This is a genomic window from Spirochaetota bacterium (assembly GCA_038043445.1).
Classification (GTDB): domain Bacteria; phylum Spirochaetota; class Brachyspiria; order Brachyspirales; family JACRPF01; genus JBBTBY01.
On the sequence record JBBTBY010000055.1, the window covers coordinates 1 to 14,128 of the forward strand.

Consider the following 14,128-nt stretch of genomic DNA (forward strand, 5'->3'; position numbering starts at 1 on the left):
GTCGCGCGCACCGTTCTGCCGGTAGGCATGAGCCTCGTCGCTACGAAGCGGTCGGCATGCGGTATGACGATGTCGCCGGCGGAAAGCATGCTCGTCGGTATGGGCTGCACATCACCGCCGCTCGAGCCCGTCTCGTGTATCACGGCGAGGCGTTCGGCGATATCGAAGAACCCGGCGGCGATGCGTCCGATGAACGGTGCGTCGGCGCGGAAACCCGTCGTGCTCGCGGCGGCATGGTATGTATGCATGGGGACATTCCCGTCGCGCGAGGCGTCGTGATACCCGTCGATCTCATCGAGCACCTGCGTCAATTCCGTGACCGGGGCGTGGAACACCGGCTCCTCGAAGATGCGCGCGTGTGAACCGCCTTCGATGATTATCTGCGAGCGGAGGAACTGATCGTATGCGTTCAGGAAACTCCGAGCGAGATGCCCGGAGAACGCGAGCATATCGCCGTCGCGTTTGGAGCCCGTGCCGTACACGAATTCCATGAGCAGGCCCGTATCGCAGCTCCCGTCGGGGGTGAAGCTCAGGAACGATCGCACGACCTTCGCATGCTCCCGTTTTTCAACCTGACCGAACAGCCTGTCGAGGAGTACATTGACCGCGGCATCTATCTCGCGCTGTACTTCGGGTGCGCAGGTGAACGTGTAATTCGCAAAGACGCCTTTTACCCCGCGGTTGATGACATCATCAAGGGAGAGCATTCTCCGGCATTCGATGATGTGGAGCGCTGTCACTATCGCATGGAGCGATATGCCGTGCGTCGAGGGGAGAAGGATATCGCCGATGAGCGTGACCGCATCCTTTATTTTCGTGCTTTCCCCCATGACCGTGAGCACTTTGAAGGCGGCGTTCGCTATCGTTTTCGCGTTCTCACGATGGTGGTGGATGAGCAGGAACGGATTGACGATGCGGCTTAAGCGTATGGAGAAATCGAATTCCCCGCGGCGGTTGGTGCCGTCGATGGCGGCGATGATCGTTTCGCAGAGAATACGGAACTCAGCGATGAGATTGTATTCCGATCGCGGCAGTATGCGCCAGCCCTCGCGTTCAGCGCGGAGGAGGTAGGGGAGTATCGTCGCTGCCGCGGGTTTTATCCGTTCGCGGAAGAACAATTCGACCTCGGGTGGTATCCGAAGGCGCGGCGGGAAATAGCGGCACTCGAGCGCCTTCGTTTCCCCGGCGAAGCGGCGTATCTTCGGTATCTCGAAAAAGAAGAACGTAAAGAATCCCGCCCGGCGCGGGACCATACGCAGTTCGCGCCGCCGTTCCCTGACGATATAGTGCGTATAGATGCCGTCACGAGCGAGCTCGCGGCTGACCGCCGCATCGACCGTCTCTTCGGGGGCATCGTCCTCGTCGTCGCCCTTGGTGCGGCGAAGGAGATGAAGCTGGCTTTTGAACGGCTTATCGCCGTCTATCTGCAGTATCTGATCTATCTTTTCTGAAAGGGGAAGTCCGCTGGAAACAATGGTTTCCACCGCCTGTTCCTTCTCGATGTCGCGCTTCCTTTTGAGGAGCATGACAAGTGCGGCATACTCTTCGGTGATGCGCCCGAGCGGTGTCGACGCTGTCTCGATGATATTACCCATGTGCTCGCGTATCCATGCCGGCAGATTACCACGAACAGGGAAGAAAAGCAACGCGATGGTACGGTGCCGCTCTCCCGTGCACGTTCGATTCTGCATCATATCTGTGCGCGAATTCGGTGCATGCACAAAAAATGTTTAAATATCCGTTCATCACCGCGGCATCCTGCACACATTGCACGCACTTGCTGCATAAGTATGCATGTGCACCGGCATGTGCGCTGGCATGCTTCTTGCACTTACACAGTGCATTTCTGTACCAACTGCACAAGAGGAGATCAGCCAGTATGCGTATCCGACCACTTGTTCTATTTCTGTGTATCCCGGCGGCGGTATTCGCTCAATCGGGAGTGAACACCGGCGATACCGCCTGGGTGCTCATTTCATCCGCGCTCGTCATGTTCATGACCGTGCCCGCACTCGCGTTCTTCTATGGCGGACTCGTAAAGCGCAAGAATATCCTTAATGTGCTCATGCAGTGTTTCGTAAGTCTCGCGGCGATAAGCCTTCTCTGGGTGATCGTCGGTTATGCGCTCGCGTTCGGTCCGGATGAACTGATACCGGGTGTGCTCGGCGGATTATCCTGGGCCTTCCTGAAAGGGGTGAGCGTCGTACCGAGCGAGCTCTATGCGACGACCGTGCCGCATCTGGCCTTCATGATATTCCAGGGGATGTTCGCTGTGATAACACCCGCGCTCATCATCGGCGCCTTTGCGGAACGGATGAAATTCTCGACATTCCTTCTCTTCAGCGTGCTCTGGACACTTCTCATCTATTGCCCGGTCGCTCACTGGATGTGGGCAACGAACGGGTGGCTCTCGAAGCTCGGCGCCGTCGACTTCGCGGGGGGTATCGTCGTTCACATCAATGCCGGTGTTGCAGCGCTCGTTACCGCCATCATCATCGGCAAGCGCAATTACCTCAAGCCGACACCGCCGCATAATCTTGCGTTCACTATGCTCGGTGCGGCGATGCTCTGGTTCGGATGGTTCGGCTTCAATGCGGGAAGCGCGCTCTCCGCCAACGGCATCGCTGCGAACGCGTTCGTCGTTACCAATACCTCGGCCGCTGCGGCGACAATGGTCTGGCTGGTGCTCGATTGGCTCCTTGTCAAACGACCCACCACGCTCGGGAGCGCAACCGGCGCGATAGCCGGTCTTGCGGCGATAACCCCGGCTGCGGGCTTCGTTGATATGCCGGCGGCCATCATCATCGGGAGCGTCGCGAGCGCGCTCTGTTATATCATGGTCGTGTATGTAAAACCGAAATTCGGTTACGATGATGCGCTCGATGCCTTCGGCGTACACGGCATCGGCGGTATCTGGGGTACCATTGCGGTAGGGCTGTTCGCCAATCCTGAAGTACAGGCGAATTACACCGGTCTGGTGTTCGGTTCGACGAAGCTTTTCTCCGCGCAGATAATCGCCGCGGCCGTGGTGACCGCATACGCTTTCATCGTCACATTCGTGCTCTATAAAGTGCTCGATCTCATCCTGCACGTACGTGTGAACGAAAAGGAAGAGGCGATGGGCCTCGATATCACCCAGCATAACGAACGCGGCTACACGGTAGTCGAATAAGGAGCCGCCAATGAAAATGATAGTAGCGATAGTACAGCCGCATCGTCTCGAACAGGTGAAGGATGAGCTCTATAAAGCGGATGTGAACCTCATCACGGTGAGCGAGGTTCTCGGGCACGGCAGGCAGATGGGTGTGACCGAAGTGTACCGCGGCGCGCGAGAGACGGGGAACCTGCTCAGGAAAATACGCATCGAGATAGCCGTTAATGAGGATTACGTTGACCGCACGGTAAAGGCGATCATTGCCGGAGGGAAGACCGGCGAGGTCGGCGACGGCAAGATATTCATCTATGACCTCAAGGAATGCATACGCATTCGCACGGAAGAGCGCGGGCACAACGCCATCGGATAACAAGATCGCCCTCTTGCTGTTTTTCGGCATATCCCGTTCACCGCAATGCATGTGATATACTTTCGGTAACGACATGCATCACCGGAGGGATAATGTATACAGTAAGGAGACTACTGACAATGGCAGCGCGCCGATGGCTCGAGGAACGGCGGCCGTTCCTGCGCAGACGCTCCGTAGAAGCATACGGGCACTGCATCAAGATACTCATACGATATCTGGGAAGCCGCCGTATCTCGCTGTCACATCTCACCGCGCTCGACGCACAGCGTTTCTTCGCATGGATGTTCTCGGAAGGCTACGCGTATGCTACGGTCCGTCTCTGCCGCCGGACGCTCGGCACGTTCCTGCATCATCTGTCCCTGAGCGACGCACGCGGGCGTTTCAGCACCGCTGTCATACGTCAGGCGCGGCTTCCCCGCGAACCGCGTACTATGCCGCTGTGCCTTACGAAGGATCAATGTGCTCGCGTGCTCGCCTATCTCAAGCGGCGCGACCGGTGCATCTATCTCATCTGTCTCATGGCATATCTGACCGGCATGCGTATCAGCGAGATACTGTCGCTCAAGATATCCGACATCGATCTTAACGCACGGACGATATTCATCGGCGCTGAACAGAAGAACGGGGCGGCATGCCGCATCCCCTTCGTCATGCATCCCGATATGCTCGCATACATACGGTTCCGCAGATCACTTGCCCTCGGCACGGATACGCTTTTCATCGGCCGAACGTTCATGCCGATCGGTATATCCTCCGTGCAGACCCGTGTGCGGCGGATAAGCAGGGAGCTCGGCATTCGCTTTCATATGCATGCGTTTCGGCACTCCATCGCTTCACATCTTGCGGGATCCGGCACACCAATGCCGAGCGTGCAGCGCTTCCTCAGACATCTGGATATGCGCACAACGATGCGCTATATCACCGTATTCCCTGAAAACATACAACGTGACATCGAATCGGCACACCCGCTTGCGATATGATCGCGGCGGATCGGGTATTAGCGGAAGAGCTAGGGACAAACGCCATCGGATAAAAAAAGAGCGGCGCGGGGTATCCCCGGCCGCTCTGGTCGTCTCAGCTGTGAAACCCTCTAGCGCCTTCTGTCGCGAACGTTCTCGCGCCGGTCACGGACATCTTCCTTGCGGTCACGCACGTCTTCGCGTTTGTCGCGCACATCCTCGGCCTTGTCGAGTTTCCCGCCGTCATGTTTCGCGTCGCGTACATCCTCGCGCTTGTCGCGCACGTCCTCTTTCTTGTCACGGACGTCCTCGCGTTTATCGCGTACATCCTCAGCACGATCGCGTATTTCCGGACGTGTTTTCAGGAATGCGGCAACCTTGACGTTGTCCTTCATACGATGGGCGAGTCCGGGGTGGTTCTTGAGGAATTCCACCCTGTCAGCCCGGTTCTCGCATACCCAATCGGCCGCTTTCGGATGCTTCCAGAGCCATTCTGTCTTCAACGGGTGTTTATCGGCCCATTCGAAAGCCGCCTCGGCGAGCTTCGGATGCTTCGCGGAATTCTCAAGTATCCATTTCATTTTGAGCGCGTCTTTTGCATCGTCTCCCTTGATCTCATCGCGCCATGAGGCCTGGCTCTTATAGACCTCGGCGAGTTCTTTTGCCAGAAGCGGATCGGCCTTCGCCCATTGCCAGAAATAGTCTGCCTTTTCGGCGGGCGGCACCGTCTGCGCGGTAAGCGGCAGTACGGCAAGCGACGAGAGCGCCATCGCAAGTACAGTAACGAAACGTGACATATGTCCCTCCTTAGTCGGACAGTGATGCATCGATGTACCCCGGCATGCGGGGGTTTGTTACAGGGAACATATATGCTTGCGTAAGAAATATGCAAACACGGAGAAAAAGACCGCGGGGGAGCGGGGTATCATACCTGAGAATACAGTGAGAATTTTGATACCGAGATACGTGAGCTTTTCGGCGGGGAGTGTGTTGACAGGGATTCGGCGGATGGTATACTTGGCGGCGTGGCTGTTGTCGCAGCCGGCAATGAAAATTCCTGATCCATAGTAAGGAGCACATCCATGGCGGACTTGGACGAAGTAAAAGAAGCGAAAAATTATCACGCCGACATTCCCCAAAAGTCAGAGGCCTTTTTTCTCAAGGGTTCGAATTCCCTTGATTGGGGTATGAAGAACAGGCTTGCGCGCATTTTCAACCCCGAATCGGGCCGTACCGTGATGCTGGCCATTGACCATGGCTATTTCCAGGGACCTACGACCGGTCTGGAACGGGTCGATATTTCAATCCTTCCCCTTGTACCGTATGCGGACACGCTCATGCTCACGCGGGGCATCCTTCGCACCATTATTCCGCCATCAACATCGAAATCAATAGTTCTCAGGGTTTCCGGGGGCACGAGCATTCTCAAGGAACTTTCGAATGAGGATATCGCGGTCGATATCGAGGATTCGGCCAGGCTCAATGTGTGCGCTATGGCAGTGCAGGTCTTTATCGGCGGCGAACACGAACGCGAATCCATTAAGAACATGACGCGCATGGTCGACCAGGGCACCAGGTACGGCATTCCCACGCTCGCGGTCACGGCTGTAGGCAAGGACATGGTGCGCGATGCCCGCTATTTCAGGCTGGCGACACGCATTTGCGCCGAACTTGGCGCCCAGTATGTAAAAACATATTATGTCGATAAGGGTTTTGATACCGTGTGCGCATCGTGCCCGGTGCCGATCGTCATGGCGGGCGGTAAAAAACTGCCTGAACTAGATGCCCTCACCATGGCCTACAATGCCGTGCAGGGAGGGGCCGCAGGGGTCGATATGGGCAGGAATATTTTCCAGTCTGAGGCGCCGGTTGCCATGATCAAGGCAGTGCGTGCCGTGGTGCACGATAACGAGACCCCGGCAAAGGCCTTTGACCTGTACAATACGATAAAGAACCAGAAAGAGAAATGAAGATATCCCGCTGGTATTCGAATTCCGATATTCGGCTTGAAGAGGTCCCGACTCCCCGCCCGGGCCCCAAAGAGATGCTGGTGAAGGTATATGCATGCGGTATCTGCGGCAGCGACATTGTCGAGTGGTACAGACTGCCGCGCGCGCCGCTTGTGCAGGGACACGAGATCGGCGCACAGGTGGTTGAAACCGGGGGTGCGGTAAAAAAATTCAAGCCCGGGGACCGTGTCTTTATCGCCCCGAAAGTGGCGTGCCGGGAGTGCGACTATTGCCGCAGCGGCCATCACCCGGTCTGCACCAACGTGAAAGACCGTCTTCCCGGAGGATATGCCGAGTATATTCTCGTGCCCGAAGCGCTTGTGGAAAAAGGCGCCTATCTTCTTCCCGACGGGATGACGTATGATCAGAGCACTTTTATTGAACCGCTTGCCTGCGTTATACGATCGCAGCGGCTTGCCGGAATAGAAAAGGGACATACGGTGCTTGTTATGGGCTGCGGCATGTCCGGACTGCTTCATATCAAACTTGCCGCGGTCAAGGGCTCTGCGGTCGCGGCAACCGATGTGAACGAGAAACGGCTCGCGCTGGCAAAGTCATTCGGCGCAGGGACCGTGATCAATGCCGGTGACGCGGTGCCGGAGCGTCTGGCCGAAAGCGGAAAAAAGGCCGGTGCTGTCATTGTGTGCACATCAGCGATGCCCGCGATCGACCAGGCGTGGAAATGCGTGGACAAGGGGGGGGCTATTGTATTTTTCGCGGTTCCCGCACCCGGCAAGCAGGTCACCATTCCGCTTAATGATTTCTGGACCAGGGAAATACGTGTCCTTACTTCGTATTATTGCGGCCCCGACGATATTTCCGCGGCAATAGAGATGCTCCGGTCTGGCGCTATTGTCGTTGAAGATCTGATCACGCACCGGCTTCCCCTTGCAGAGACAGCAAAGGGGTTCGGGCTTGTGCTCGACGGCCGGGAATCGATCAAAGTGATAATCAATCCGAATGCAGGTGAAGCATGACGCTGGCCCATGTTGGTATTGTATGCAGTTCCGAGGCGAACGCGGACAGGTTTTACAGGGACCTGCTCGGGCTGGCCAAGGCAGATCCGAAGACACTTCACCGGGATCTATCCAAAGCAATATTCAGTATAGATGAAGAGCTGAAGATCATTCATTACACCGGGAATGGTGCTTTATTTGAAGTTTTCATCTACGACCGGATGGGTGCACATAAGCCCATTGAGCATATCTGCCTTGAAGTGGAAGGCCTTGCCGACCTTCTTCATAGGGGACGCGCCATGGGCCTTACAATACTCGAAATTCCCAAAGGACAAACGACTCTTTTTTTCATGTCCGACCTTGACGGCACTCTTTTTGAGTTGAAAGAGAAGAAGCATCCGTAGGCGCGCCTGCCCGATGAAATAATTACCCCGGCAGCCGAGGGTGTTATGCAAGGAACTTCTCGACCACGCATGGTGTACATGAGTGTATCCTCTGAAATGCCCGCGCTGCGGCAGTGAAACGCGGCACGGCATGACAAGAGATGCGGCTCTATTTGACAGGGATTCGGCGGGTGGTATACTGAGCGTCATGCGTGCGCCTTTGGCGCAGCCAGGCGGCGAAGCCGCTATGGGGAGGCTGCGATAGCGGCGAATGAATACTTCTGTCATTACTATCAATGATATTATCCTGTCCGCAAGCAGGCGTCTGGCGCACGGAAAGCCCGATATCGCGGGGAATGCGCGTCTTGAAGCGGAAATACTCTGTGCGCACGCGCTCGCGACCGACCGTACCGCACTTATCATACGCGGCAGGGATGCCATTGATAAAGCTGCGGATGAACGTTTTCAGGTGTGCATCGACCGCCGTCTCAAGCATGAGCCGATAGCTTATATCACCGGGGTGAAGGAATTCTTCGGTATGGATTTCCATGTGGACGGCAACGTCCTCATACCTCGCCCGGAGACGGAGGAGCTTGTCGAGCTTGCGATAGCGTCGATAGCCGGCAATGAGCGCATACTCGATGCCGGCACCGGTTCGGGGTGTATTGCCGTAGCCCTCGCGCGATACTGCCCGGACATCCATGTTACTGCCATCGATATCAGTCCCGGGGCGCTCGCGGTGGCTGCGTCCAATGCCGACCGCCTCCTGGGCATGCATTCGATACAGTTCCTCACAGCGGACATGACACGGTATGTTCCCGAAGAGCGCTTTGACATTGTTATATCCAATCCGCCCTATGTGGCCGACGGTGAGATCGCTTTGCTTCAGCCGGAACTGGCGTTCGAACCCCGGACAGCTTTGGCCGGCGGGCCGACGGGAGTGGAATTTATACGTGACTTTGCCGATAATATAGGAAGATTGCTCAGCCCCGAAGGCCGTTTTTTCCTCGAGGTAGGCGACGATGCCCCCGGAGTTGTTGCAATATTCAAGGGCCGCGGATATACTTGCGGTACGGAGAACGATCTTTCGGGTAAGGCGCGATTCATAAAGGGACAGCCGTGAAAATAGACATTGATGACGTAAAAAAGATAGAAGGCATCGAGGACTACAAGCTGCAGCTTGACATCAAGGACTATACCCTCGCGCAGATGTATTCGCTCAAGGACGGGAAGATACAGAGCACGCGCGTGCTCACCCTCGCCTATCTCAACGAGCTCCTCGACAGAAAGCTCCGCTACATCAACGTCATCGTGCCGAAAGCGATACTCAAGGACCTCCGGGAGAAATATCCCGCTATCTTCCCCAAGCCGCAGTACACGGAGACCTTCGACGCGCTCAAGGCGAAGTTCGACGTGTTCCAGGCGATGAACAAGGTGAGCAAGAAGCAGCGAAGGCTTTATCTCGCTGAAGACATCTATACCTATGAGCCGGGCATCGATAAGTACAACATCATCGTGCCCAACGGCGAAGAGATAACGGCGACGACGATACGCACGCTTGAAATGTCGGGCATCAAGAACGATTTCATGGTCGATACGCGCGAGAACGAGAACGGCGTGCTCGTGTTCGTGCCGCATGCGAAGAACATCAAGTTGAAGATCGATATTCTCGCGATACTGGCGAACGTCGAATACGAGATCATCGATACCGAAACGCCCGTCGATGCGTACAAGGCATATCGGGAAAAAGTGCCCAAGCTCGTCATACTCGCGTATCTTGCCACCGAATCGCAGGCAAAGGAACTCTATCTCTATCTCGGTGAATATGATCCCTACTGCAAGCTCCTTAAGTACGACGAAAGTCCGTCGGGCAACCGCGTCGAGGAACTGCGAAAGATACGCCAGGCATACGAGCGCGATTACAAGCTCATCGTGCAGGAGCGCGAGGCGGAAGAAGCGCGAAACCGCACTATTGAAAAGAAGGAATTGAAGCAGGAGCAGATGAAGGTGCTCCTCGATAAGGTCAAACGGATACAGGCTTCCGCATCGGTACCGGATTTCGTCGAAACATGGTTCCTCGTCAATCAGCTTGCCAAAACATATGACCTCAAGGGCATGGAGATAATGCTCCGCCGCATCCGCAAGACCTTGCCGATGTACCAGTACGAGCAGTAGCCGTTACCGTATCAATTCACAGCCGTACATGTTCCCGTATATGAATTCGCATAGCTTACGGTGGGCAGACATCCTTTTCCCAGGGAATAGATCTTTTGCCGTTTACCGTCCAGTTCAGCGATGGTTTTTTTATCACCGGCGAGATACCCGCGGACGCTGTCCTCTACTGTCCTTAAGCGCATGAGCACGGCGCCGTAGCGCGAGTCGAGTGTTTCCCATCCCATCGGTTTATAGGTCGACATCCACATATCGCGATGCGTCTTCCAGAGCGACTCTATCGCGCGAATTATCATCGGTATCTCTTTTGTCACCATTGCGCGGAGCTCTGCCTTATTGCCCGCCTGATACGCCGCGTGGAGGCGCTTTGGAAAATCCGCTTTCATTGCGAGCACGGCGGCGAGCTTCTGCGGGAGGGCCAGGCGTGCGTCGTACGTGCGCTTCTTCTTCATGGCGGCGGAAAGTTTTTCTGCAATGGATGCGAAATGCGGTGCGAGCGACCGTGAGAAAAGCGGCTGGAACAGACCGAAGAACGGGTCCTCCCAGAGAAGGAATTTCGAGACATTGGTCGCCCATTTCCCCGTTTCTATCAGCGACGGCTGATCGATCTTCCCGGCGATCTTCCATTCGTTGAAGTCGATATCGCACGAGCCTTTCATGTTGCGCTGCCAAGCGGCACGGTCGACGCTCTCGTTGAAGCAGTGGTCGGCGTAGAACTGCATCACCGGCAGGAACGAATAGTAATCGCATTCATTGCCGTCATCGCCCCATGCCGTCATTATCGCCTCGGTGACGCCCTTTTTCTTCGACGCCGTCATGCACGGATCGATGGTGCCGAGCGCGTATTCGTAATGCGTCCAGAAGCGGTTCCATGTCTGCGCGCCGGTGGCGATGATGGGCTTCTTGCCGTTGAGGTCCGCGTGCCGGTCGATGAACGTCTCGTAGAAATTATCCGCGTGATAATAATCCCAATAAACGAGCTGCATGTCCGAGGGGATCACCGCTTTTACGTCCTCGGGAACGACGACATCAAGGTCGTAATACGCGCCTGTTTTCGAGCCGGCGCGAAAGAACATATCCGACCACATCATGGGCTTCGTGCCATGCGAGCGGAATATCCCCATGACACGTGAGAGATGATCGCGCATGAGCTCAAAGTGTGTCTTATAGCCGTTCTTGCGAAGATAATTTCCCTGGCCGAGGTCCCACGCCTCGTCCATGCCCACATGTACGCGCTTGGACTTGTACGGCAGCATCGCTGCGCCGACGAGCTTGTCGATAAGCTCGTACGTCTTTTCCTCGCCGACCATGAGCACGGTCTCGGTGTCCCGAACGCTTTCATACTGAGGCCATTGGAGCGCCCGGCGAAGATGCGCAAGCGTCTGAATGCAGGGGAACATCTCGATGCCGAGCGACTCCGCCCAGCCGTCGAGCGTTCTCAATTCCCTGATGGAATATCCGCCGATATTGTAGCCCCACATCGGTTCGCCGGGTACTTCGTAATTCGCTTCCGTATAGAGCATGAAGCTGTTGATGCCCATAAGGGCGAAGCGCACGAAAAGTTCTTTCAATTTCTCCGGCGTCATCGCCGCATTGCGCGATACATCGAGCATGACATTGATGAGCGAGAAGTATTGCTTCTCCTCGAAGCTTTTCGGTTTTTTCCCCTCGTTCGCATATCCGGCTATGATGCCGAGCGCGCGGAACGCCTGATTCGTCCGCGCAAAGTTCACCGTGATATCGTCGCCGTCGACCGTCACGGAATATCCTTCTCCCGCCCGGCGCTTGAAGCTCACGGACAGCGCATTGGCGCGCGCGCCGAACACCACCGGCAGATGATCGGCTATCAGTGAAAGCCCTTTCTTGAGTTCGGTATCGGCACTGACAACAGCTATCGTTCTCATGGATGACTCCACCGTAGGATGCGCATATCGTAATGGATGATGCGGCATGCAGGAATGGACTTTTCTGCAAAAATAATGGAGGAATACGCCGGTGCGGTGATGCTTCGCCGAGCCAGAGGTGTCAGCCAATACTGGGGCAGGCATCAAAAATGCGGGAATGGATATTTGCGATATGCTGTTTTACGCATATCATATCATCAATCGGAGGCATTCCTATGAGCACCATACTCGGCGATAGATTCCTTCTCGGCGTCAATTATTGGCCGCGCAACCGCGGGCCGCGGATGTGGAGCGAATGGAACGAGGCTGAGATCGACGGCGAGTTCGGCGAGATAAAAGCCATCGGCATGAACACGGTGCGCATATTCCCCGTCTGGGATGATTTTCAGCCGCTCAAGGAAGTGGGCGTCGGCAATAAATGGCGTGAGATAGTCATGCGTCATGACGAGATGACGACATCGATAGAGAATCCATCGATGATCGATGAACGGATGATGGAGCGTTTCGATACTGTCCTCCGGCTTGCGAAGAAGCATGACTTGAAATTGATAGTCGCTCTTATGACCGGCTGGATGAGCGGCATGCTTTTCGATGTGGCATGGCGCAAGGACAGGAATATCTATGCCGCTCCGTTCATGCTCAAATGGGAGATGCTCTACTGCGGTGAATTCGCGAAGCGCTACAGCGGCAACAACACCATCATCGGATGGGAATACGGCAATGAGCATAACTGCTTCATGCAGTGCCCGAGCGGTGAGGCGGCGTGGACATGGCTTCGTTCCATCGCCAATGAACTTCGTGTGAATGACAGGGATCATCCCGTCATTTCCGGCATGCACTCATTGGCTCCGTATGCGACGGACAATACTCCCTGGGCCATCGATGCCTCGGCGGCAAGCGTCGATGTGTTCACCGTGCATCCGTATCCGCCGTTCACGCCGGGCTGCTTCATGGATTCGCTCAACTCCATGCGCCCGAACCTGCACGCGACGGCCGAAAGCCGCTTCTACGCATCGCTCGGGAAAAAGCCCTGCCTCTGCGAAGAGACGGGCACGCTCGGCGATACGACGCTCTCGGAAGCATCATCCGCCGATTTCATCCGTCGGCGCCTTTTCAGTCTGTTCGCCAACGGAGATCTCGGCTGCATCTGGTGGTGCGGCGTCGATTTCACCTGCGGCGAAAAACTTCCCTATCGCTGGGTGCAGATGGAGAATGACGGCCTCGGGCTCATCGATGCGAATAAGCGTGTGAAGCCCGCGGGCGAGGAGTTCAGAAAATTCTCCGCGGTCGTAAAGGATATCAAGCGATTGCCTGAAACGAAGAAACGCGCGGCGATAGTGCTCCGCGACCGCGAGATAGGCGGCGGCGAGAAGTGGACGCTTTTCTATAATGCGTTCGTGCTCGCCAAACAGGCGGGCTTGGAAGTCGATTTTATCTACCCGCATGACGCGCTCGAAAAATACGATCTTCTCATCTGCCCATCCATAGCAGGGCATTCGAATTATTTTGCGACGAATTGGAACCGCATCATGAAGCGCGCCCATGACGGCGCAACGATATTCCTCTCCTATGACGGCGGTCACTTTACGCGCTCATCGGAGGTGTTCGGGCTTGATCGTGTCGACCGCGAAGTCGCGCAGGCCATGGCCATGAATGCCGATGCCTCGGCACCGAAAGCACTCGCCGGACTGACGATATCGGGGAAGCAGGACTGGCGTCTCTCGATACGCGAACAGAGCGCGGATGTCCTCATGCGCTGGACGGACGGTACGCCGGCGATGACATCGAAGAAGTACGGCAAAGGGACGGCGGTATTCCTCGGTGCCGGTATAGAGACCATACGGGCGAATACGCCGCATGCGCTTGAGAATGATGCATCATGGAAGATATACGCATATCTGAAACAGACAGCGGGGATACGCGATGCGATAGAGCTTGCCGATGCGCCGTTCATCGAACGTACCTATCATGCCATTTCCGAACGGGAAGGATATTTCACTGTCGTCAATCATACGAACGCGGTTTTTACTGCCGATATACTCTGCGAAGCGATGCCGAAAGAATTCGCAAATGCTGCTGACGGTTACGGGACATGCGCGAAGAAGGGCGCATCGTGGGGTATTTCGATACCTGCGATGAGCGGCGGGATTTTTCGCGCGGTGTGGTGACGGTTACAAGACCTTGTTGCCGGTTTTCGCGCGAGTGCTGACAGGCAGCTGGC

General features: G+C 55.9%; 12 protein-coding genes. 9 read left to right on the forward strand and 3 right to left on the reverse strand.

Annotation, left to right across the window (positions count from 1 at the left end):
• Positions 1 to 1,595: hypothetical protein (locus AABZ39_08200; GenBank protein ID MEK6794741.1), on the reverse strand; the 1,595-nt coding region annotated here is incomplete at its 3' end.
• Positions 1,596 to 1,879: 284 nt separating this feature from the next.
• Between AABZ39_08200 and AABZ39_08205 the strand changes: the two genes are divergently transcribed.
• The 3 genes from AABZ39_08205 to AABZ39_08215 all read left to right on the forward strand — a co-directional run bounded on the left by AABZ39_08205 (position 1,880) and on the right by AABZ39_08215 (position 4,504).
• Entirely contained in the window at positions 1,880 to 3,172 is a 1,293-nt protein-coding gene (locus AABZ39_08205) for an ammonium transporter (protein ID MEK6794742.1), read from the forward strand.
• Positions 3,173 to 3,182: 10 nt separating this feature from the next.
• The gene (locus tag AABZ39_08210) at positions 3,183 to 3,524 is read left to right on the forward strand and encodes a P-II family nitrogen regulator (protein ID MEK6794743.1); all 342 of its coding nucleotides are present in this window, start codon (positions 3,183 to 3,185) and stop codon (positions 3,522 to 3,524) included.
• 119 nt (positions 3,525 to 3,643) lie between these two features.
• Entirely contained in the window at positions 3,644 to 4,504 is an 861-nt protein-coding gene (locus AABZ39_08215; GenBank protein ID MEK6794744.1) for a tyrosine-type recombinase/integrase, read from the forward strand.
• 110 nt (positions 4,505 to 4,614) lie between these two features.
• Here AABZ39_08215 and AABZ39_08220 read toward each other — a convergent pair whose 3' ends face one another.
• Positions 4,615 to 5,280, reverse strand: coding sequence for a hypothetical protein (locus tag AABZ39_08220; GenBank protein ID MEK6794745.1), 666 nt, complete (start codon positions 5,278 to 5,280; stop codon positions 4,615 to 4,617).
• A 285-nt stretch (positions 5,281 to 5,565) separates the two neighbouring features.
• On the opposite strand from AABZ39_08220, the gene lsrF reads away from it, so the two are divergent.
• The 5 genes from lsrF to AABZ39_08245 all read left to right on the forward strand — a co-directional run bounded on the left by lsrF (position 5,566) and on the right by AABZ39_08245 (position 10,006).
• Positions 5,566 to 6,453, forward strand: coding sequence for a 3-hydroxy-5-phosphonooxypentane-2,4-dione thiolase (gene lsrF / locus AABZ39_08225; GenBank protein ID MEK6794746.1), 888 nt, complete (start codon positions 5,566 to 5,568; stop codon positions 6,451 to 6,453).
• Complete coding sequence (locus tag AABZ39_08230) at positions 6,450 to 7,469, forward strand: alcohol dehydrogenase catalytic domain-containing protein (protein ID MEK6794747.1); 1,020 nt, start codon at positions 6,450 to 6,452, stop codon at positions 7,467 to 7,469. Before lsrF ends, AABZ39_08230 begins: the two co-directional genes overlap by 4 nt.
• Complete coding sequence (locus AABZ39_08235; GenBank protein MEK6794748.1) at positions 7,466 to 7,852, forward strand: hypothetical protein; 387 nt, start codon at positions 7,466 to 7,468, stop codon at positions 7,850 to 7,852. The genes AABZ39_08230 and AABZ39_08235 overlap by 4 nt, the downstream gene beginning before the upstream one ends.
• Positions 7,853 to 8,102: 250 nt before the next feature.
• The gene (gene prmC, locus AABZ39_08240) at positions 8,103 to 8,954 is read left to right on the forward strand and encodes a peptide chain release factor N(5)-glutamine methyltransferase (GenBank protein ID MEK6794749.1); all 852 of its coding nucleotides are present in this window, start codon (positions 8,103 to 8,105) and stop codon (positions 8,952 to 8,954) included.
• Entirely contained in the window at positions 8,951 to 10,006 is a 1,056-nt protein-coding gene (locus tag AABZ39_08245) for a hypothetical protein (protein MEK6794750.1), read from the forward strand. Before prmC ends, AABZ39_08245 begins: the two co-directional genes overlap by 4 nt.
• Positions 10,007 to 10,017: 11 nt before the next feature.
• Here AABZ39_08245 and AABZ39_08250 read toward each other — a convergent pair whose 3' ends face one another.
• Positions 10,018 to 11,907, reverse strand: a complete 1,890-nt coding sequence (locus tag AABZ39_08250; protein ID MEK6794751.1) for a beta-N-acetylhexosaminidase — start codon at positions 11,905 to 11,907, stop codon at positions 10,018 to 10,020.
• Positions 11,908 to 12,122: 215 nt separating this feature from the next.
• On the opposite strand from AABZ39_08250, the gene AABZ39_08255 reads away from it, so the two are divergent.
• On the forward strand, positions 12,123 to 14,075 hold the full coding sequence (locus tag AABZ39_08255) for a beta-galactosidase trimerization domain-containing protein (protein ID MEK6794752.1): 1,953 nt from the start codon (positions 12,123 to 12,125) through the stop codon (positions 14,073 to 14,075).
• Positions 14,076 to 14,128: the final 53 nt, after the last annotated feature.